This is a genomic window from Streptomyces vinaceus, assembly GCF_008704935.1.
GTDB classification, from domain to species: Bacteria; Actinomycetota; Actinomycetes; order Streptomycetales; family Streptomycetaceae; genus Streptomyces; species Streptomyces vinaceus.
In genome coordinates this window covers 7,256,899-7,277,692 of record NZ_CP023692.1, presented here as the reverse complement: position 1 = coordinate 7,277,692, position 20,794 = coordinate 7,256,899, and the positions used below count along the sequence as shown (strand labels likewise).

Below are 20,794 nucleotides of genomic sequence, written 5' to 3'. Positions count from 1 at the left end.
ATCCTCGGAAGTGTCCTCCGCGTGCGGGCGCCGGTCAGCTTCCGCTCCGGTAGCGCCGCACCAGGTGCCAGCTGCACGCGCCGATGAGCAGGGCTCCGATCACTACCAGGCCGATGACCGTCATGGTTGTTCCTTCCTCACGGTTCCACCGGCCCGTTCAACCGGTACGCACACAAGAGGCGAGGAGCTCCGGAAAGGATTCACGCTCGCCGACACCGGCCCCGGGAGGCGGGGCGCACGGGAGCGCGTGGCGTTCCTCGGGGCCCGCAAGCCGCTGGCGGGGTACGACATGACGGATGTCGAGCCCGCGGGCCTTGACGGCGGGGCATCGGACGTACGTTCAACTGGCTCACGCTCTACCACCGCCATCAGACGGTCAATTGGGGCTCTACGATGAACACCTCCCAGCACACCGGACTCAGCCCGCAGCACCGCACGACGCTGCGCTGGATCATTGCCATCACCACCCTCACGCTGGTCTTCGACGGCTATGACCTGGTCGTCTACGGGACTGTGGTGCCCGACTTCCTGCGCGACCCGAGCCAGATCGGCCACCTCTCCGTCGCCCAGGCCGGCGCGCTCGGCTCGTACGCGCTCATGGGGGTCATGGTCGGCGCACTGACTGCCGGAGCGGTCGGCGACCACGTCGGACGACGTCGCATCATGATCGCGGGAATCATCTGGTTCTCCGTCGCCATGGGGCTGAGCGCATTCGCCACGAGCCTCACCTCGTTCGGCGTCCTGCGCTTCTTCACCGGCACCGGCGTCGGCGCCCTGGTGGCCACCGCCGCCGCGATGGTCGCCGAGTTCGCACCGCACCACCGCCGCAACGTCTACAACGCGATCGTCTACAGCGGCGTCCCCGTGGGCGGTGTCCTCGCCGCGGTCATGGCCCTCCTCGTGTCCGGTGGGGACAGCTGGCGCACCCTGTTTCTCTTCGGTGCGGCCCCTCTCGTGGTCCTCCTGCCGGTCACACTGCTGCGCCTGCCCGAGTCCCCGAAGTGGCTGCTGGCGCGCGGGCACACCGAGCGGGCCCACCTGGTCTCCGAGCGCACCGGAGTCACGCTGGGCGAGTCGACGCGGGCGCCCGAGGGCAAGAAGGTCGGTTTCGCGGCTCTGGCGAGCCGTCGCTACGCGCTGCCCACGCTGCTGCTCGGCCTGATGAGCTGCTCCGGTCTTCTGCTCACCTACGCCCTGAACACGTGGCTCCCCGAGATCATGGGGCAGAGCGGCTTCGGCAAGTCGTACTCGCTGGTGTTCCTGCTCGCCCTGAACGGCGGGGCGATCATCGGCGGGGTACTCGCCTCCCGGGCCGCCGATCGGAGGGGCCCGCAGCGTGTGATCACGTCGACGTTCGTGCTGGCCGCCGTCTCCCTCGTGCTTCTCACGCTGGGGCTGCCTCTCGGTGCTCTGCTGGCCCTGGTCGCGGTGGCCGGGATCGGTACGATCGGCACCCAGGTCCTGGTGTACGGCTTCGTCGCGAACTACTACGACACCCGGGCCCGCGCTGCCGGGGTGGCCTGGTGCGCCGGGTTCGGCCGGCTCGGCGGCATCGGCGGGCCGCTCGTCGGCGGAGCCCTGGTGAGCGCCGGGGTCTCGCCGCACCACGCGTTCTACGCCTTCGCCGGTGTCGCCCTCCTCGGCGCGCTGGTGACCCTCTTCGTTCCGCGCCAGGGCAGGGGTACGGACATCGTGTCCGCGTCCGTACCCGGCCGGTCCCCCGCCGATGCCGCCGGCGTGCTCGCCCATGCACCGCAACGCTGAGCTGCGGCGCAATCCGTCTGCGACGCCCTGGGGATGCCCGCCCCGCCGCTCCGCGCCACAATGAGCAGTACCTGCCGTACCCGCTGGTCGCAGCGGTTTGGAGGCATCCGTGAGTGACCTCAAGTTCGAACAGAAGAGCTCCCTGTCACGCCTTGAGGCCGCCGATCAGCTCTCCGCCCTCGCGGAGGCCCTGAGGCACGGCGGCAATGCCGAGCTGGAACTCGGCCCCGGAACCCTGAGCCTGCGCATCCCTGACGAGATCCGTACCGAAGTCGAGGTCGAGGTCGGCGACGGGGAGATCGAGCTGGAGATCGAACTCAAGTGGCCGACCGCGCAGGCCGGGGCGGCCGCGTCATCCCGGACGGCGGCCGACGAGGAGTAGAGCCCGGCGGCCCGGAGAGCAACCCGGCCCGGGGACCGGCTCGCACGAGGACCCCGTTCGGGGGACCTCGGCGTCCCGTCACGACGACGCCGGACGCCCAGCGTGGGACGTTTCATCACGGGCCCGTGGCGGTCGGTGACGCGTCAACAGCCCCCGGCGGTCGGGGAGATCATGCCTCGCATGTCGTTGCTGAAGAGTTTCGTGTGCCCGGGACCGACCTGCATGAGCGATGCCGCGTGGCGGGACGCGGTCGCGCGGGCCGGAGAGACGCGGTGATTCCCGGGCAGGGCGAACGGGACGTACGCGTGGTGGTGGTCGGCGCGGGGTTCTCGGGGCTCGGCGCAGGCATCCGGCTGCGTGAGGCGGGGTTTCGCGATGTGCTGGTGCTGGAGAAGGCGGAGCAGCTGGGCGGTACGTGGCGGGACAACACCTATCCGGGCTGCGCCTGCGACGTACCCTCGACGCTCTACAGCTACTCCTTCGCCCCGGACGCGGGCTGGAGCCGTGTGTTCGCGGGGCAGGAGGAGATCCGCGCCTATCTCGCCGCCACGGCCGAGCGGTACGGCCTCGCCGAGGTCCTGCGCTGCGGCGTGGCGCTGCACGAGGCGCGGTGGGATCCGGCTGCCGGTCGCTGGCAGCTGGAGACCAGCGACGGTTCCTACAGCGCCGCGGTCCTGGTCATGGCCACCGGTCCGTGGCACGTCCCCCGTACGTTGGACGTGCCGGGGATCGACGGATTCGCCGGCCCCGTACTCCACACCGCCCGCTGGGACGACAGCGTCGACCTAGCCGGGAAACGGGTGAGCGTGGTCGGCAGCGGCGCCTCGGCCGTACAGGTCGTACCCGCCATCACCGGCAGGGCGGCGGCCGTGCACGTCTTCCAGCGAACGGCCCAGTGGGTGCTGCCCAAACCCGACCTGGCCCTGTCCCCGCGTTCCACCAGGTCGTCAACCGGCTGCCCGGCGCCCGGCGCGGGCTGCGCGCCTCCCAGTACGCCCTGCAGGAGAGCTTCGGCTACGCCTTCCGCCACCCCGGGCTCGCCCGCCTCCTCGAAGCCGGCGCCCGGGCGCACCTTCGGCTCTCCGTTCCCGATCCGCAGCTGCGCCGGGCCCTCACGCCCGGCTACCGGCTGGGCTGCAAGCGTCTGCTCACCTCCAGCACGTATTACCCCGCCCTGAACCGGCCGCACGTACGCCTGCACGCGACCGCGGTGAGCGCCGTACGGGGCAACGAGGTCGTCGGCGCCGACGGCACGGTCGCCGAGACGGACGTCCTCGTCACCGCCACCGGTTTCCGCGTCGGTGAACTCCCCCTCGCCGCGAACGTGCACGGTACGGACGGCCGCAGCCTGGCCGATGTCTGGGGCGGCGAGCCGCAGGCCTACCTCGGCACCACGGTCGGCGGCTTCCCGAACCTCTTCCTGCTGCTGGGCCCCAACCTGCTCGGCGGATCCACCTCCGCCATCACCGTGCTGGAGGCCCAGCTCACCTACCTCACCGCCGCCCTGGGGCACCTCGACCGAAGTGCCGGCCGGGCCTTGGAGGTCCGCCCGGGGGTGCAGGACGCCCACAACAGCGCCGTACAAGCCGCTCTGGCGACCACGGTCTACAACACCGGCGGCTGCACCAGCTACTACCTCAGCTCCAGTGGCCGCAACACCTTCGCCTGGCCGTGGTCCACCCCTCGCCTCACGCGTCGGCTGAACCGCTTCGATCCCGCCGCATACGTCTGGCAGGCGCCACCCGCTCCGCTGCCCGCCGCACGGACGGCGCCGGACGACAGCGCCCCGGCCCCGTCGCACCCGCAGGGCACCGGCCGGCCGACGCGCTGACCGCCGCGACGGGGTCCGCATGAACGCGGCGGGTACGGGCAGTCGCCCGTATGTCCACTGCGCCGATCCCGGGCGGTGGGCTTCGCGACCCGGGCTCCGGAGGGTGCCGTTACCGCCGGTACGGTCCGGGATGATCGAGGAGGTGCGCTGTATGGCGGGAGAGAACAAGGACCAGGACGTCGTCGCGGTGATCCTCAAGGACCACCGCACCATGGAGGAACTGTTCCGCCGCATGAGGAGCGTCGAGGCGGACCGGGCGGCGGCCAGGGAGGAGTTCGCGGCCCTGCTCATCGCGCACGGCGAGGCCGAGGAGGCCGAGGTCTACGGGGCGCTCAAGCGCTTCAGGGGCGTCGACAACGAGGAAGTCGAGCACGGCGAGGAGGAGCACACCGAGGGCAACGAGGCCCTGCTGGCGCTGCTGGAAGTCGACGACGTCGGCTCCGAGGAGTGGGACACGCGGCTGGAGGCCCTGGTCAAGGCGGTCTCCCACCACTTGGACGAGGAGGAGCGGACGATCCTCAACGGCGCCAGGGAGAACGTTCCCGACGAGCGCAGGGCGGAACTGGGGACCGCGTTCCTGCGGGAGCGTGAGAGGCAGCTCGCGTCCGACTGCGGCAGCATCGAGAACGTACGCAAGATCGTCGGCCGCTGAGCCGCCCCGCCCCGCGATAGCCGACGACGGGGGCCCGGGCCTGACGGTCGGGTCGGGCCGCCGGCTCGGCGTCCGCCGCTTGTGGACCGCCGTGGCCCGGCGCCCCGTGTCCGCCGGAAGCACGTTCGGTTAGGCTTACCTGGCTTGGCGCGCGGACCCCGACATGCGGGTTCGGGTTCCGGTGCCCCAGGCGGTGACCCACAGGACGGAACGGGCAGAGACGGGGCGCAGGTGAGAGACGGTGACCGGGCGGCTTGTGCGCGTCGCGCGCCGGGCGGGGGCGGGACGCCCGTACGGGTGACGAGGGACGTGGGTCCCACCCCTGCGCGCGGGACGAGGCGCCGTGGATAAGATCGCGCTCACCGCCGGCGCTCTGTACGCCATCGTCCTGCTTCGCGCCGGCGGGACGTTTGCCGTCGGATGGCTCGCCGGTGCCGGTGCCCGGCGCAGCAGGTTCGCCGAACGGATCTCCTCGGCGAAGTTCCGGCGCGCCGAGCGGGCGATCCAGCGGTGGGGCGCACCGGTGGTCGCCGTCTCCTTCCTGACCGTCGGTTTCCAGACCGCCGCCAACTTTCTCGCGGGCAGCATGCGCATGCCATTGCCGCGCTACCTCCCCGCCCTCTTCCTGGGCGGAGCGGCCTGGGCGCTGATCTACGCGACCGCCGGGCTCGGCGTCCTCGAAGTGCTGGGGCGGCTCTTCGCCGAGCACACGGCCCTCGGGGTGTCCGCCGTGGCCGCCCTCCTCCTCGCGGCATGCGGGGTGGTGGCCTACCGGCGACGGGCGGTCCCGCCCTCCGCCGACACCGTGGCCGACGAAGCCTGACTTCCCGCGACGGCGGGGGCGGGGGCGGAGCAGGGTCAGGAGGGTCAGCAGGGTCAGTGGTGTGACGTCCCGCTGGCGGCCCATGGCCCGGCCTCCCGCGGCAACACGCTGTTCACCGCAACGCGCCCTCGGGGAAACAACCGGTTCCTAGCGTGACCGACCGTGGGACCACGGCGGTGAACCGGGTTGCCGGACACCACTCATGACGGCCCATCACCCCGTCCTGCCAACGGTGTCGTACGGGGCTCGGCTTCGCAGCACCTGCACCCAGTGCACCCAGCCCCCACGGGAGGCGTGGCATGAGTACCACCGAGTCGCGACAGACCACGGCAGAAGCCCCGAGCACTGCCGCCGACCAGGCGGTCAAGGAGACGTTGGAGGACTACACCCTCCGCTTCGCACCCCGCAGTTACCGCCGCTGGACCCCCATGGTCGTGGCCACCACGGCCCTCGGCGGCATCGCCTACATGGCCGACTTCTCCATCGGCGCCGGCATCGGCCTCGCCCACGGCACCGGCAACGCCCTGGTGGCCATCGCCGTCGCCGCGGTCGTCATCTTCATCACCGGCTTCCCCCTGGCCTACTACGGCGCGCGGTACAACATCGACCTCGACCTGATCACCCGCGGCTCCGGCTTCGGCTACTACGGCTCGGTCGTCACCAGCGTCATCTTCGCCAGTTTCACCTTCATCTTCTTCGCCCTCGAAGGCTCGATCATGGCCCAGGGCCTCAGACTCGGCCTCGGACTTCCGCTGTGGCTGGGCTACGCCGTCTCCACGCTGCTGGTGATCCCGTTGGTCGTCTACGGAATGAAGGCGCTCAGCACGCTCCAGGTGTGGACCACCCCGATCTGGCTGCTCCTCATGGCCGGTCCGCTGGTCTACCTCATCGTCGACGACCCCGGCACCGTCGACCGCTTCCTGGCCTACCCCGGCACGAGCGGCGAGGGCGGCGTCGACACCGCCTCCGTCATGCTCGGAGCGGGTGTGTGCCTGTCCTTGATCGCGCAGATCGGCGAGCAGATCGACTACCTGCGCTTCATGCCGCCCAAGACCGAGGCGAACAAGCGCACTTGGTGGACCGCCGTGGTCATGGCCGGCCCCGGGTGGGTCGTACTCGGCGCGCTCAAGCAGGCCATCGGTGTCTTCCTCGCCGTCTACATCATCGCCGAGGTCGGACCGGCGGCCGCGCCCGAGCCCATCCAGCAGTTCCGCAGCGCCTTCGACGCGATGATGCCGTCCTGGATGGTCGTGCCGCTGGCCGTGGCCCTGGTGGTGATCAGCCAGATCAAGATCAACGTGACGAACGCCTACTCCGGCTCCCTGGCCTGGACGAACTCCTTCACCCGCGTCACGAAGCACTACCCCGGCCGCATGGTCTTCGTCCTGGTCAACCTGGCCTTCGCACTCGCCCTGATGGAAGCCGACATGTTCAGCTTCCTGGGCGGCATCCTCGGCTTCTACTCGAACTGCGCGATCGCCTGGGTGGTCACCGTGGCCACCGACATCGGCATCAACAAGTACGTGCTGAAGCTGTCCCCGCTCCAGCCGGAGTTCCGCCGGGGCATGCTGCACGCGGTCAATCCGGTCGGCGTCGTGGCCTTCGTCGCCGCCTCCGGACTGTCGATCGCCATGTACTTCCACCTCCTCGGCGACACCCTCCAGCCGTACTCACCCGTGGCCGCGGCCGTCATCGCCTTCCTCGTCACCCCGCTGATGGCCGTGGTCACCAAGGGCCGCTACTACCTGCGCCGCACCGACGACGGGATCGGCGAGCCCCTGCTGGACACCGACGGGAACCCGAGCGCGGTCACCCTCGACTGCCACGTCTGCCGTCAGCCCTACGAGCGCCCCGACCTCACCGCCTGCGTCACCCACGGGGCGGTCGTCTGCTCGCTGTGCCTGAGCACGGACAAGACCGGCGACCACGTCCTGCCGCCGGCGGCCGTATAGGACACCGGCGTTCGGGGCGGGACGGGCGGGGCGGGGCCGGGGTCCGGGGAGGACCGCCGGCCCCTGCGCCGTTGCGCTGCCCGGTTCCGAGTGGAAGTCAGTAGAGCAGCGGATCAGCTCCGGACACCACTGGTGTCGCGTACGAACATCCGCCACACGAACTGGCCCGCGCTCAGGGAATCGACCCACACACGCTTGACCGGCGAACCTGCGGCAACGTAACTTCGACCGCACCGACTCGCGAGCCAGGACCGGAAGGGGGCGAAGCCGGATGTCGACCTTCTCCGAGCTGCTTCGCCTCGCGCACCGGATCGCCTGGGCTCCCGGTCGTGTAGCACACGGCTGCTGACCAGCCCCCTCTCGCCGGCGTGCCCGATCAGCGGCCCCGGCACCTTCCTCTCTCCGTCACCCTCTGCGGCACGTCGTTGCGTGTCGATCTGTCGCGCTCGCGGTCATCGAGCTGCGACCACCGAAAGAGAAAGCTCCTGAAATGGCGACTTGGACAGTCACATCGGCCGCGCGCGGAAATGCGAGTGCGCAGTGGTAGCGGCGCGGATCACGGTCAACGGGCAAGAGGCTCCGATCGCGCCGGCGGCACCCCACACCACCGTGCTGGACTTCCTGCGCGAGCGCGGCCTCACCGGCACCAAGGAGGGCTGCGCCGAGGGCGAATGCGGCGCCTGTTCGGTGCTGGTGGCCCGTCCCGGGGTGAACAAGCCCACCGACTGGGTGGCGGTCAACGCCTGCCTGGTCCCGGTCGCGGCGCTCGACGGCCAGGAAGTCATCACCTCCGAAGGCCTCGCCACCCCCGGCGAGCCCGGCATGCCTGCCGCCTTGCACCCCGTGCAGGAGGAGATGGCCGTCCGCGGCGGCTCCCAATGCGGTTACTGCACACCGGGATTCATCTGCAGCATGGCCTCCGAGTACTACCGCCCCGACCGCTGCGCGCACCCGGACCCGACCGAGGACACCGGCGCAAGCACCGGCACCGGCACCGGCACCGAGCACGGTCCGAACGGTTTCGATCTGCACGCGCTGAGCGGCAACCTCTGCCGCTGCACCGGCTACCGGCCGATCCGCGACGCCGCGTTCGCCGTCGGCACGCCCACCGAGAACGACCCCCTGGCTCGGCGTCGCGAGCAGTCCCCGCCGGAACCGGTCTCCACCGAATACACCCGTGACGACAGCTCGTTCCTGCGGCCGAGCACGCTGGCCGGCGCGCTGGGGCTGCTGCGCGAGCGGCCCGACGCGGTGGTCGTCGCCGGGAGCACCGACTGGGGCGTGGAGGTGAACATCCGCTCCCGCCGGGCGAATTGCGTGATCGCGGTCGACCGTCTGCCCGAACTGCGCGAACTGCGCGTCGAATCCGACCACATCGAGATCGGCGCGGCGCAGACCCTCACCGAGATCGAACGCCGCCTCGACGGCAGCGTCCCCCTGCTCGCGGAACTCTTCCCGCAGTTCGCCTCCCGGCTCATCCGCAACAGCGCCACCCTCGGCGGCAATCTGGGTACCGGCTCCCCCATCGGTGACAGCCCGCCGGTACTGCTCGCTCTGGAGGCATCGGTGGTACTTGCCGACGCCGACGGTGAGCGCGAGGTCCCCCTCGCCGACTACTTCACCGGGTACCGGCAGAGCGTGCGCCGCCCCGGCGAGCTGATCCGCGCGGTGCGCGTACCGCTGCCGCTGTCGCCCGTGACGGCCTTCCACAAGATCGCCAAACGGCGGTTCGACGACATCTCCAGCGTGGCGGTCGCTTTCGCGCTCGACATCGAGGACGGGATCGTGCGCAAGGCCCGCATCGGCCTGGGCGGCGTGGCCGCAACCCCGATCCGGGCCCTCGCCACCGAGGCGGCCCTGGAGGGCAAGCCGTGGGCGGCGGAGACCGTCGAGGCCGCGGCCCGGGTGCTGCGGGCCCAGGGCACGCCCATGGACGACCACCGCGCGAGCGCCGGATACCGCTCCGCGATGCTCGGCCAGAGCCTGCTGAAGCTGTACGCGCAAACCACCGAGGCGGTGTCGTCATGAGTCACTTGTCCGAACGTCCCGAGAAGCCCGTCGTCGGTGTCTCCATGCCCCACGAGAGCGCCAACCTGCACGTCACCGGCGCCGCGCTCTACACCGACGACCTGGTCCACCGCACCAAGGACGTACTGCACGCCCACCCGGTCCAGGTCATGAAGGCCCACGGCAGGATCACCGCGCTGCGCACCGAGCCCGCGCTCGCCGTGCCCGGTGTGGTCCGCGTGCTGACCGGCGCCGACGTTCCCGGCGTCAACGACGCCGGTATGAAGCACGACGAACCGCTCTTCCCCGACGAGGTCATGTTCCACGGCCACGCCGTCGCCTGGGTGCTCGCCGAGACGCTGGAGGCGGCCCGGCTCGGTGCGGCGGCCGTCGAGGTGGAACTCGACGAGAAGCCCTCCGTGATCACGCTTCAGGAGGCCATCGCGGCCGGGAGTTTTCACGGCGCCCGACCGGTGATGCTGACCGGCGACGTGGACGCCGGGTTCGACGACTCCGCTCACGTGTTCACCGGCGAGTTCCACTTCTCCGACCAGGAACACTTCTATCTCGAAACGCACGCGGCGCTGGCCCAGGTCGACGAGGGCGGGCAGATGTTCGTCCAGAGCAGCACCCAGCATCCCTCGGAGACGCAGGAGATCGTCGCGCACGTACTCGGCCTGCACAGCCACGAGGTGACCGTCCAGTGCCTGCGGATGGGCGGCGGTTTCGGCGGCAAGGAGATGCAGCCGCACGGGTTCGCGGCCGTCGCCGCACTCGGCGCCATGCTGACCGGCCGGCCGGTCCGGGTACGGCTCAACCGGACCCAGGACCTGACCATGTCCGGCAAGCGCCACGGCTTCCACGCCACGTGGAAGATCGGCTTCGACGCCGAGGGCCGCATCCAGGCACTGGACGCCACCTTGACCGCGGACGGCGGCTGGAGCCTCGACCTGTCCGAGCCCGTGGTGGCCCGGGCGCTGTGCCACATCGACAACACGTACTGGATCCCCAACGCACGCGTCACCGGTCGCATCGCCAAGACCAACAAGGTCTCCAACACCGCCTTCCGCGGCTTCGGCGGACCGCAGGGCATGCTGGTGATCGAGGACATCATGGGCCGGTGCGCGCCGCTGCTCGGCCTGGATCCGATGGAGTTGCGCGAGCGCAACTTCTACCGGCAGGGGCATTCGACGCCCTACGGACAGCCGGTGGCCCATCCCGAACGGATCTCCGTCATCTGGCGGCAGGTCCAGGAGGACGCCGCCGTCGCCGACCGCAAGCGCGAGATCGCGGCCTTCAACGCGGCGCACCCGAACACCAAGCGGGCCCTCGCGGTCACCGGGATCAAGTTCGGCATCTCGTTCAACCTCACCGCCTTCAACCAGGCCGGCGCGCTCGTGCTGATCTACAAGGACGGCTCGGTCCTGATCAACCACGGCGGCACCGAGATGGGCCAGGGCCTGCACACCAAGATGCTGCAGGTGGCCGCGACCACGCTGGGCATTCCGCTGCACAAGGTGCGGCTGGCCCCGACGCGCACCGACAAGGTGCCCAACACCTCCGCGACGGCCGCCAGTGCCGGGGCGGACCTCAACGGTGCGGCGGTCAAGAACGCCTGCGAGCAGCTGCGCGGGCGGCTGCTGCAAGTGGCCGGAACCCAGTTGGGCGCGAACGCCTCGGACGTGCGCATCGTCGAGGGCGTCGCACGCGTCCTCGGCGACGACAAGACGCTGGCCTGGGACGATCTGGTGCGCACCGCGTACTTCCAGCGGGTCCAGCTGTCGGCGGCCGGTTTCTACCGGACCGAGGGCCTGCACTGGGATGCGAAGGCTTTCCAGGGCTCGCCGTTCAAGTACTTCTCGTACGGCGCCGCCGCGACCGAGGTGGAGGTGGACGGCTTCACCGGGGCGTACCGGATCCGGCGGGTGGACATCGTGCACGATGTCGGCGACAGCCTCTCCCCCATGATCGACATCGGTCAGGTCGAGGGCGGTTTCGTGCAGGGCGCGGGCTGGCTCACGCTTGAGGACATGCGGTGGGACACCGGGGACGGGCCGAACCGCGGCCGGCTGCTCACCCAGGCCGCGAGCACCTACAAGCTGCCGAGCTTCTCCGAGATGCCCGAGGAGTTCAACGTCAGGCTGCTGGAGAACGCCACCGAGGAGGGTGCGGTGTACGGGTCCAAGGCGGTGGGTGAGCCTCCGCTGATGCTGGCCTTCTCGGTACGCGAGGCACTGCGGCAGGCCGCCGGGGAGTTCGGGCCCGGCGGTGCCGGCGTGGAGCTCGCCTCCCCAGCGACACCGGAAGCGGTGTACTGGGCCGTCGAGGCGGCTCGCAGGGGCGGCGTTCGGCCGGAGGGTTCCGTACCGGACGGCAGCGGGGTCCCCTCCGACGCAAGTGCCTTGAGCAATGCCTGACATGGGCTGGGTGGCCGCGGTCGCGCGGTTGCGGGCGCGCCGGGAACCCGGCGTGCTCGTGACCGTCGCGACCGTGCGCGGCCACGCGCCCCGCCGGGCCGGTGCCAAGCTCGTCGTGGGACGGACCGAGACCTGGGGCTCGATCGGCGGCGGCAACATCGAGGCCGTGGCCGTCGACCGGGCGCGCGAGTTGATCGGCGCGGCCGCCGCGGAGCCGGAGCCGGAATCGGAGCCGGAGCTGATGGAGTTCGCCCTCAACGACAAGGTCACCGGCCGGCACGGCGTGCAGTGCTGCGGCGGAGCCGTCACCGTACTGCTGGAACCGCTGCCGGTGGTCCCGGCGGTGGCGGTCTTCGGCGTCGGGCACGTCGGACTGGAACTGGCGCGCATTCTCGCCCGCCACCAGCTCGACCTGCACCTGATCGACACCCGCCCCGACATGCTCACCGACGAACGGCTCGGCGTCCTCGCGGATGCGGTGGCGCAGGTCCACGTGCACCACACCCCTCTGCTTCCGGAGGCGGTGCTCGCGGAGCTGCCACCGGGCGCCCATGTCCTGATCATGACCCACGATCACGCCGAGGACGCCGCACTGTGCGACGCCGCCCTGCGCACTGCCGGTCTCGGCTCGATCGGGTTGATCGGCTCATCAGCGAAATGGGCGCGGTTCCGGCAACGGCTGGCCACCGAGGGCGGCCACGACGCCGCTGCCATCGACCGGATCAAGACCCCGATCGGAATCGCCGGGATCACCGGCAAGGAGCCCGCCACGATCGCGGTGAGCGTCGCGGCGGACCTGCTCCGGTCCTTCGAGCGGGACTCCGCGAAGGGTCAGGCCGTGACGGGCCAGGCGGTGGCGGGTCAGGCCCCGGCGGGTCAGGCTGCGGCGGGTCAGGCCGCGGTGGGGGCCGTGCGCCTGGCGAGGGCGTCGGACGCCCTGACGGTGGCGTAGAAGGAGGCCGCCAGGGTGAGGACGAGCAGCGCACCCACCGCGAAGACGCTGCCCGAGGAGACGGCGGGCGGACTGCCGGCTTCGGAACGGGCGGAGCCGCTGAGGAAGGGGACCACGGCCAGGACCGCGACGCCGAGGACGACCTCACCCCAGACGACCTTGGGGAAGTGCCGCAGGGTCAGGTGCAGGAGCGAGGAGGCGTCGTCGTCCCGGCGGGCCTCGACGATGCGGGGCATCAGCCAGAACTGGTTGACGGCGCCGGCCGTCACCATGGCGAGCACGAGAAGGATCTTGACGAGGACGAAGAGCCCGTAGGTCGTCGTCCACAGCTGGCTGACCGAGCCCACGTGCTTCCAGCTCAGCCACAGTCCGGACGTGAGCACCGCGCCGACGCAGACGAGGGCGACGAGTGAGAAGCGGCGCCAGGTGTCGGCCCACAGCAGGCCCGCGCCCTCGCCCGGTTGGCGGCGGGCGGTGGCGAGGGCGGCGAGGAAGGCCAGGCCGCCGACCCAGACCACGCCGCTGACGATGTGGACTTGGTCGAACACGAGGTCCAGCACCTTGTCCGCGTTCTTGGGTGCGGTGGCCGGTACGGCCGCGATGAGCGTCACCGCGAGGCTCAGCGGGAGGGCCGTCAGCGCGATCACGTTGACGTGTCGCCGTGCCCGCGGGAGGAACAATGCGATCAGGACGGCGGAGGCGAGCAGCAGCACGATGTTCTGGACCAGGTGGATCGTGCCCTGGGCGATCCAGGCGTCCTTGGCCGCCGGGGCCCGCAGGTAGTCCCGGATCCGCGCCGGCGAGAGCGCGTCGCCGAACGGCATGCCCTTCCCTGCCCGGGCCACCCGGGCCGCGAGCTGGAAGTACCCCGCGACGAGCAGGACCACCCCGGCCCAGGCGAGGTAGGTCGCCGTTCTTCGTCTGGTCACCTCGACGTCGCCGCCTCGGCTCCTCGCCTCGCCCAGGGACGGACGTACCGACGCCGCGTAGGTGACCGTCGCGCCGATGGCCCCGGAGAGGCCGATGAAGTATCCGGCCTTGGTGAGGACTCGCCAGGTCGCGGGCACGGTGTAACCGGCCGAGGCGGCCAGATGTATGAGCTGCATAAGGGGAGGCTAGCCTAAGTAAGTCGAGCCTTACTCCACCCGGCTCGGACCTGGTTGAATTGTTACCGACCCCGCCGCGACCCTCCTGAGCCCCTATGCTGTCTACAAGACAGTAGTCGGCTTGCGTCGCCGACGACGCCATAGGAGTGGAGGGGTTCCGTGACGGACTCCGGGGGCGAGCGCAGACCCGCCGGCGAGCTGGAGGCCAGTGTGCTCGCGGCGCTGTGGGCAGCCGGCAGACCGCAATCGGCCGCCCAGGTCAGAGCGGCGATCCCGCAGGATCTGGCACGGACGACCGTGGCGACGCTGCTGGGCAGGCTGTGCGAGAAGGGGATGGCAGGACGGCAGCCCGGAGGGCGCGGGTTCGTCTACTTCGCCGTACAGGACGCCCACGGCCTGGCAGCCCGGCGCATGCACCGCGAGCTCGATCAGGGAGCCGGAGACCGCAGCCTCGTGCTGGCCCGCTTCGTCGAGGGACTCGATGCCCACGACGAGGCCGAGCTGCGCCGGCTCCTGGACGAGGGGCGCCCGTGATCGCACTCCTCCTGCTCCCCCTGCTCCTGCCCTGGGCCCTGCCGCCGCTGGCACGCCGTACGGCCGAGAGGGTGCGTCCGGACATCGCCCTGCGCGCGATCACCGGAGCCTCGGCGGCTCTGGCCCTCGGGGTCGTGGCCTGCCTCGGCGCCCTGCTCCTGCCGCTCGCGCTCCACGTACCCGAGCTCGCCCGGTTCGCACACCTCCTCCGGCCGGTCCAAGCGGGGCCGGCGGTCCTCGCGTTCGGCGCTTCGGCGCTGGCGGCCGGCGCACTCGCCGTATGCGCGATCGCCGCGGTTCGGGGCGCCGCGTCGGAAGTCGGGCGGCTGCGCGCGGCCCACGTACGCGTGGCAGGACTGCCGGACGCCGGAGGCATGTGCGTCCTCGACGACGACCGGCCGGACGCCTTCGCACTGCCGGGCCTGCGGGGTGCGGCGGGCCGGATCGTGGTGACCGCGGGCATGCTCCGGGCCCTGGACCCGCGGGAACGAGAGGCCCTGATCGGTCACGAGCGCGCCCATCTGGCCGCCCGCCACCACCTGTTCCTCGCCCTCGCGCAGCTCGCCGGCTGGTGCCATCCCGCGCTGGCCGCGGTCGTCCCCGATGTCTCCTTCGCCGCCGAACGCGCCGCGGACGAGGCTGCCGCCGTGGCGTGCGGAGACCGGAGACTGGCCGCGCGAGCCGTCGGCCGGGCGGCCCTTGCCGCCACTGCCCGCCGGGACGGGGTGCGGCAGCCGGCCCTGGCGCCCGGCGGAACCACCGGGCCGGTGCCCGCCCGGGTCAGGGCCCTGCTGACCGAGGGCCCCGCGCGCCGGGTGATCCCCGCCGTGATGGCGATGGCTCTGCTGTGCACCGCGGCCGGTGCGTCCTCCCTCGCCGGGAGCATCTGGCTGCACCGTGGGGTGGAGATCGCACAGGGCGAACACCCCTCCGACTGAGGCGAGATCCACCGGGAGGGCCTTGACCTCGGGACACCTTCCTTCAGCGACTACATAAATGTAGACTCCACGGCGGCTCCCGACCCCCGACCTTCTCGGTCCGGGCTGAGCGCACCCGCTCCCGTGCTCGTGTCGTGCCGGTAGGAGCGCCACCGGACGGCGGAGAGCACGTGTGAGGGGAGGGAAGTGTACGAACCGAAGGGACTCGATTCCGCGTCGGCGCAGGTTCCGCCGCAGGCGCGTCGGGTGATCGCCTGGCTGAAGGACCGCGACACGGTCGAGCGGGTGCTGCAGAGTTCCCTCGGAGACCCCCCGAGCGAACGGGACGTCACCCTGGCGCGGATGGGCGATGTACTCCAGGCCACCGCCCAGGGCCTCTCCCGGCAGGCCGCAGCCGTATGGGCCGGTGTCCCCGAGCACGTTCTGCACGGCTGGACCGAGACCGACCCCTCCTTCGCGGCGGCTCTCGACGCCGCGGCGGCCCTGGCGTCCGCGCACGGAATCCGGCCGGGGCGACAGAGCACGTCCGCCATGCTCCGGGTGCTGCTGCTCGCCATGAGCCAGGGGACCACCAAACTCGACGCCATCACGCTCGCGGGCTTCCGGCACAACCGGTTCCGTGCGCTGCTCAAGGCGTCGTCCGCGCTTGAGGACCTGTTGGAAGCCGCACGTGGGGTGCGGCCGTCGAGACCGCGCGGCGGCTACGTGCCGGGCGGGTACCGGCCGCGCCGGCCCGGGAGGAAGCCACCGCCCCGCGGCGGGTTCCGGCTGGTCCGGCGCGCCGCTCCCGAAGTCCGCGAGCCCGGCACCGACGCGTGAGTCATCGGTGCTGCGGGCACTCGACGACCCCGGTCAGGTGCCCACCTCGGCCGTGGCCGGGGCGGCTGCGACCCGGGCGTTCAGCGCCGTGTCGTACCGGCGCGGTCGGGGCGTCGGAGCGCCGGAAGTCCACGCGCCGGACCGAGGTCAGCCTCCCCGTAGCGCGACGGCCGCGTATTCGACGTACTCGTGCAGCCCGTACGCCAGGGCGACGGCGCCCAGCGCCGAGACGGCCACGGCCGCTGCCAGGCCCAGGGCCCCGGCCCGTTGCGCGCCACCCTGCGGTGCGACCGGTTCCGGCCCGAGCAGCGCTCGCACCCGCTGCGGCACCGGCCCGGTCGCGACCGACAGCAGTGGATACCCGCGATGCCCGCCACCGGCGCGCCGCTGCTGTGCGGTGCCGGCCAGGGCCGCCCTGGCGATGGCGGCGGCGACCACCTTACGGTCGCCGACCGAGGCGGCCGCGGCCTCGTCCGCCCACCGTTCGAGGTGGTACTCCAGAGACTCCTTGACCCGCCGCACCGCGGGGTGGACCGTCGCGGACAGGTCCACGACGGCCGAGAGCAGGTGGTGGCGGCCGGTCAGATGGGCGCGTTCATGGGCGAACAGCACCTCTCGCTCTGCGGCCTTCAGGGCGCGCATCATCCCGGAGGTGACCACGATCCTGCCGCCGCGGCCCCGGTATCCGGGCAGCGCGAAGGCGTCCACATCGCTTCCCGGCACGACCAGCAGGTCGCCGCCGCCCGTTCCCCCGGCCGCCGACTGCCAGGCGCGCTTGAGCAGCGAGCGGTGCTGGAGCCACCGGCGTACCAGCAGCACGAGTTGGACGAGCATGACCGCTCCGGCCGCACCGGCCATCGGGAGCGCTGCCGGCCACACCTCCAGCACGCGACCGGGAGGCAGCTCTTCCAGTGACGCGAGGAACGGCACCTGGAGCAGGCCGAACAGCGCCGCGATCGTACCGCCGGCCATGAGGACCGCCGAGGCAGTCAGGGCCCAGCACGCCGTTCGCGGCGGCAGGGCACCGGCCAGACGGCGGGCCACCTCGGCCGCGCCCCACGGGAACGCGAGGGCCAGCACGACGAGCAGCAGTACGTACGTCACGCGGGGGCGCCCCCGGCTTCGGCCTCGTCGTCTGCTTCGGCTTCGGCTTCGAGGAGCAGGCGCCGCAGCGTCTCCTCGTCGTTTTCCGACAGAGAGGAGACGAACCGCTTCAGCACCAGGTCCCGGCGCGGTTCGCGCTCCAGTTCGCGGCGCATGCGGCCGGCGACGAGCCCGGCCGCGTCCTCCACCGGTTCGTAGGCGAAGCCCCGCCCCGAGGGGACACGGCGCAGCGTGCCCTTCTCGTAGAGGCGGGTCAGGATGGTGGCCATCGTCGTCCGCGCCAACCCCTGGCCGAGCGCCGCGTTGACCTGCTGGGCGCTCATGGGTGTGCCGGCCTCCCACAGCACTGCCAGTACGTCCGAGACGAGCTCACCGTGCGGGCGTCTGTCGTCCCGGCGCTTGTCCGCCATCTCTACCGACCTCCGGCATCATCAGCTGGAGCGACTCGGCCCGTCCACCCCACCAGCGTCTACGTCAAAGTAGACAAAACATCTTCCAACGTGTGCCCAATCTACCGGGGCGGACGGGAGCGGCCCGGCCCCGCCCGCACCCGGTGGCGGCCCGCCTGTGGGTCCGCCGGGGCGTCATCCTCACGCGCTGAGCCGGCCGAGGGAGCCGATGCCGGAGAATGTGGATTCATGATCGAACTCAAGCGCGGCATCACCCTCTTCGCGGTCGCCCTCGCCGGCACGGTGGCGCTGGCCCCACCCGGTACCGCCTCCACCCACGCCCTGTCCGCGCCCGCCGGGGCGCCACCGCACACCGCGATCGGTCCGGGGATACCCGGCAAGGCGGCCACGATCACGGAAGGGCAGGTCAGGGAGGTCGCGCCGGGAGGCGTGATCACCTACCCCAGCGTCACCAGCTGCCTCACCGTGACCGTGCGCCTGCGGGACGGCGGACTCGTCGGCGCTCACGCCAGCCTGTTCCAGGTGCCGGGCGAACTGCGATCCGACGAGATCCTGGCCGCGCTCAAGCAGCTCACCGCGGGGCGCCCCGTGATCGCGGTCCAGGTCAAGGGGGCCGTAGGTGCCTGGCACCCCGGCTACTTCGTCAAGGCGATCGAGAGCTACGGCGACGAGGAGCAGCCGCCGTACCCGTCGCACCCGGACCCCGAGGGACTCGCCGATGCCGTGTCACGGGGGCTCGCGGTGCCCGGCGGGCTCGTCACGGTCGAGGACGTGCCCGACGGGGACCAGGTCGTCGGCTGACGCGGCGACCGGCCGCCGCGCCGATTGCGGAGCCGCGGCGACGGTCGCATAGTCCGAGGTATGGACGCGCGACAGGAGGCGCTCCGACGGGCGTACGAGCACGCCGCCGCATGGCTGGCGAGCCTGGACGGCCGCCCGGTGCCCGCCCGCGCTTCGGTCGAGGAGATCGTGGGCGCGCTGGGCGCCGAGCTGCCCGACGGCCCGAGCCCGCCCTCCGACGTCGTCGATCTGCTGGCCACGGCCTGTGAGCCGGGGCTGACCGCCTTCCCCGGCGGCCGCTTCTACGGGTTCGTCATCGGCGGCACCGAGCCGGCCGCCCTCGCCGCGGACTGGCTGGTCAGCGCGTGGGACCAGAACTGCGTAATGCGCGCCGTCTCCCCCGCGTACGCGGCGGCGGAGGACATCGCCGGCAGCTGGCTGCTCGACCTGCTCGACCTGCCTAGTGGCAGCGCCGTCGGCTTCACCACCGGTGCCATGATGGCGAACTTCACCTGCATCGCCGCCGGACGCGATGCGGTGCTGCGCCGTGCGGGCCGGGACGTCGCCCGCGACGGGCTCGCGGGTGGGCCGGCGGTCCGCGTCCTCGTCGGCGAGGACCGCCACATGACCGTCGACCTCGCGCTGCGGTATCTCGGGCTGGGCCGGCCGGAGCCGGTGGCGGCGGACGATCAGGGACGCATCGTCCCCGAGGCCCTGCGCGCCGCCCTGGCGGCCGGCGGACGGAGTCCGACGATCGTGGTCCTCCAGGCCGGGGACATCCACTCCGGTGCGTTCGATCCCTTCGCCGAGACGATCCGTACGGCTCGGGCGGCGGACGCGTGGGTGCACGTGGACGGCGCCTTCGGACTGTGGGCGGCCGCATCCCCGCGCTACGCGCACCTGACGGCGGGCTGCCCGGAAGCCGACTCCTGGGCGACCGACGCCCACAAGACCCTGAACGTCCCCTACGACTGCGGGCTCGCCATCGTGCGTGCCCCCTCCGCGCTCCGGGCGGCCATGGGCAAGCGCGGCGACTACCTCATCCAGCACGACGAGGGCGACCCGACCGACAAGGTTCCCGAACTGTCCCGGCGGGGCAGGGCCTTCACCGTGTGGGCGGCCCTCAGGTCCCTGGGCCGGTCGGGGGTAGCCGAGCTCGTCGAGCGGCTGTGCCGGCACGCCGGCGCGTTCGCCGCGGGCATCGCCGGGATCGACGGCGCGCGGGTCGTCAACGACGTGGTGTTCACGCAGGTGTGCGCCGAGTTCGGCAGCGACGAACGTACGGAACGGGTGCTCGCCCGGTTGCTCGCCGACGGCACGGCGTGGATCAGCGGTTCGACCTGGCGCGGCCGCCGTGTCATGCGGATCTCGGTGAGCAACTGGTCGACGACGGACGAGGACGTGACCCGCACCCTCGCCGCGATCCGCCGCGCCTGCGCCGACTGAGGGTCGTTCAACACCATTGCGCGGTGGCGTGGAGGGTTCCCAGGAGGGTGAGTGCCTCGGCGCTCGGGGTGGCGGGGTCGGCCTGGTAGACGATGAGTTGCCGGCCCGGTGCCCCGCGTACGTCGAAGGCCTGGTAGGTGAGGGTCAGGGGGCCGACGGCGGGGTGGCGGAAGTCCTTGGCGTCCATGGTCTTGCCCCGCACGGCGTGCGTGTTCCACAGGCGGGTGAATTCCACGCTGTGCTCGCTGAGTTCGCGGACGATGCCGCGCAGGCGCGGGTGGTCGGGCTCAAGGCCGGCCGCCTGGCGCAGGTGGGCGACGACGGCGTGCGCCGTGTGGTCCCACCGGGTGTGGAAGCTCCGTCCCGCCGGGTCGAGGAAGACCATGCGGGCGAGGTTGTCGGCCGGGGCGAAGGGCGAGTACAGGGCCCGGGCGAGGGCGTTCGCCGCGAGGATGTCCAGCGCCCGGTTCACGACGAACGCCGGGGCGCCCGGAAGACCGTCCAGCAGTTGGCGCAGGGCGGGAGCGACACGGTCCGGGACGGCGGTGGGCGTGAGGGGTACCGGCGGCGCCGTACCGGCCAGTTGATGCAGGTGCGCGCAGGCGTCGGGGTCCAGGCGCAGGGCGCGGGCGAGGGCGTCGAGCAGCTGGGCCGAAGGGTGGCGTTCACGTCCCTGTTCCAGGCGCGCGTAGTAGTCCGCGTTCACGCCGGCCAGAACCGCGACCTCTTCCCGGCGCAGTCCGGCGACCCTTCGTACGCCGTGGTCGGGCATGCCGACGTCTCGGGGGCGCAGACCCGCTCGGCGGGCGCGGAGGAATTCTCCCAGCTGGTTGTCGGGCATGTCGTCAGGCTAGCGCCGGCGACGAGGTGCTACCTG

General features: G+C 71.9%; 19 protein-coding genes. 15 read left to right on the top strand and 4 right to left on the bottom strand.

The annotated features are described in order from the left end of the window. The first annotated feature begins 393 nt into the window (after positions 1–393). The 10 genes from CP980_RS32855 to xdhC all read left to right on the top strand — a co-directional run bounded on the left by CP980_RS32855 (position 394) and on the right by xdhC (position 12,780). A complete protein-coding gene (locus tag CP980_RS32855; protein WP_150529840.1) occupies positions 394–1,764 on the top strand; it encodes an MFS transporter in 1,371 nt (456 codons plus the stop codon). Between the two features lie 109 nt (positions 1,765–1,873). Continuing rightward, the gene (locus CP980_RS32850; RefSeq protein WP_132761042.1) at positions 1,874–2,146 is read left to right on the top strand and encodes an amphi-Trp domain-containing protein; all 273 of its coding nucleotides are present in this window, start codon (positions 1,874–1,876) and stop codon (positions 2,144–2,146) included. 272 nt (positions 2,147–2,418) lie between these two features. Continuing rightward, entirely contained in the window at positions 2,419–3,324 is a 906-nt protein-coding gene (locus CP980_RS36120) for a flavin-containing monooxygenase (protein WP_244328240.1), read from the top strand. Between the two features lie 32 nt (positions 3,325–3,356). Then, positions 3,357–3,977: an NAD(P)/FAD-dependent oxidoreductase gene (locus CP980_RS36115; protein ID WP_244328239.1), complete on the top strand. Its 621-nt coding sequence runs from the start codon at positions 3,357–3,359 to the stop codon at positions 3,975–3,977. 151 nt (positions 3,978–4,128) lie between these two features. Beyond that, on the top strand, positions 4,129–4,629 hold the full coding sequence (locus CP980_RS32840) for a hemerythrin domain-containing protein (RefSeq protein WP_132761041.1): 501 nt from the start codon (positions 4,129–4,131) through the stop codon (positions 4,627–4,629). Positions 4,630–4,972: 343 nt separating this feature from the next. After that, positions 4,973–5,452, top strand: coding sequence for a DedA family protein (locus CP980_RS32835; protein WP_132761040.1), 480 nt, complete (start codon positions 4,973–4,975; stop codon positions 5,450–5,452). 299 nt (positions 5,453–5,751) lie between these two features. After that, entirely contained in the window at positions 5,752–7,404 is a 1,653-nt protein-coding gene (locus CP980_RS32830; protein WP_150529839.1) for an allantoin permease, read from the top strand. A 540-nt stretch (positions 7,405–7,944) separates the two neighbouring features. Then, entirely contained in the window at positions 7,945–9,432 is a 1,488-nt protein-coding gene (locus CP980_RS32825; protein WP_150530444.1) for a xanthine dehydrogenase small subunit, read from the top strand. Beyond that, entirely contained in the window at positions 9,429–11,828 is a 2,400-nt protein-coding gene (xdhB, locus tag CP980_RS32820) for a xanthine dehydrogenase molybdopterin binding subunit (protein WP_150529838.1), read from the top strand. Before CP980_RS32825 ends, xdhB begins: the two co-directional genes overlap by 4 nt. A gap of 1 nt (position 11,829) precedes the next feature. Then, entirely contained in the window at positions 11,830–12,780 is a 951-nt protein-coding gene (gene xdhC / locus CP980_RS32815; RefSeq protein ID WP_150530443.1) for a xanthine dehydrogenase accessory protein XdhC, read from the top strand. Here xdhC and CP980_RS32810 read toward each other — a convergent pair. Continuing rightward, positions 12,720–13,886 carry a copper resistance D family protein gene (locus tag CP980_RS32810; RefSeq protein WP_150529837.1) on the bottom strand — a complete coding sequence of 389 codons (1,167 nt, stop codon included), beginning with the start codon at positions 13,884–13,886 and terminating at the stop codon, positions 12,720–12,722. The genes xdhC and CP980_RS32810 overlap by 61 nt on opposite strands. Positions 13,887–14,045: 159 nt before the next feature. Here CP980_RS32810 and CP980_RS32805 point away from each other — a divergent pair, with 159 nt between their 5' ends. From CP980_RS32805 to CP980_RS32795, 3 genes are all read left to right on the top strand, one after another. Further along, positions 14,046–14,420 (top strand): BlaI/MecI/CopY family transcriptional regulator, encoded by a 375-nt coding sequence (locus tag CP980_RS32805; protein WP_132761036.1) that lies wholly within the window; start codon positions 14,046–14,048, stop codon positions 14,418–14,420. Further along, positions 14,417–15,358 carry a M48 family metalloprotease gene (locus CP980_RS32800; protein WP_150529836.1) on the top strand — a complete coding sequence of 314 codons (942 nt, stop codon included), beginning with the start codon at positions 14,417–14,419 and terminating at the stop codon, positions 15,356–15,358. Before CP980_RS32805 ends, CP980_RS32800 begins: the two co-directional genes overlap by 4 nt. Positions 15,359–15,544: 186 nt before the next feature. Next, positions 15,545–16,177, top strand: coding sequence for a hypothetical protein (locus tag CP980_RS32795; protein ID WP_150529835.1), 633 nt, complete (start codon positions 15,545–15,547; stop codon positions 16,175–16,177). 147 nt (positions 16,178–16,324) lie between these two features. Here CP980_RS32795 and CP980_RS32790 read toward each other — a convergent pair whose 3' ends face one another. Together CP980_RS32790 and CP980_RS32785 are read right to left on the bottom strand one after the other, a co-directional pair. Beyond that, positions 16,325–17,281, bottom strand: coding sequence for a M56 family metallopeptidase (locus tag CP980_RS32790; RefSeq protein ID WP_150529834.1), 957 nt, complete (start codon positions 17,279–17,281; stop codon positions 16,325–16,327). Next, the gene (locus CP980_RS32785; protein ID WP_150529833.1) at positions 17,278–17,691 is read right to left on the bottom strand and encodes a BlaI/MecI/CopY family transcriptional regulator; all 414 of its coding nucleotides are present in this window, start codon (positions 17,689–17,691) and stop codon (positions 17,278–17,280) included. The genes CP980_RS32790 and CP980_RS32785 overlap by 4 nt, the downstream gene beginning before the upstream one ends. 228 nt (positions 17,692–17,919) lie before the next feature. Between CP980_RS32785 and CP980_RS32780 the strand changes: the two genes are divergently transcribed. Continuing rightward, on the top strand, positions 17,920–18,492 hold the full coding sequence (locus CP980_RS32780; protein WP_150529832.1) for a hypothetical protein: 573 nt from the start codon (positions 17,920–17,922) through the stop codon (positions 18,490–18,492). 60 nt (positions 18,493–18,552) lie between these two features. Then, on the top strand, positions 18,553–19,917 hold the full coding sequence (locus CP980_RS32775) for a pyridoxal phosphate-dependent decarboxylase family protein (RefSeq protein ID WP_150529831.1): 1,365 nt from the start codon (positions 18,553–18,555) through the stop codon (positions 19,915–19,917). Positions 19,918–19,924: 7 nt separating this feature from the next. On the opposite strand, the gene CP980_RS32770 is transcribed toward CP980_RS32775, so the two are convergent. Next, on the bottom strand, positions 19,925–20,758 hold the full coding sequence (locus CP980_RS32770; RefSeq protein ID WP_150529830.1) for a helix-turn-helix domain-containing protein: 834 nt from the start codon (positions 20,756–20,758) through the stop codon (positions 19,925–19,927). Between the last annotated feature and the right edge of the window lie 36 nt (positions 20,759–20,794).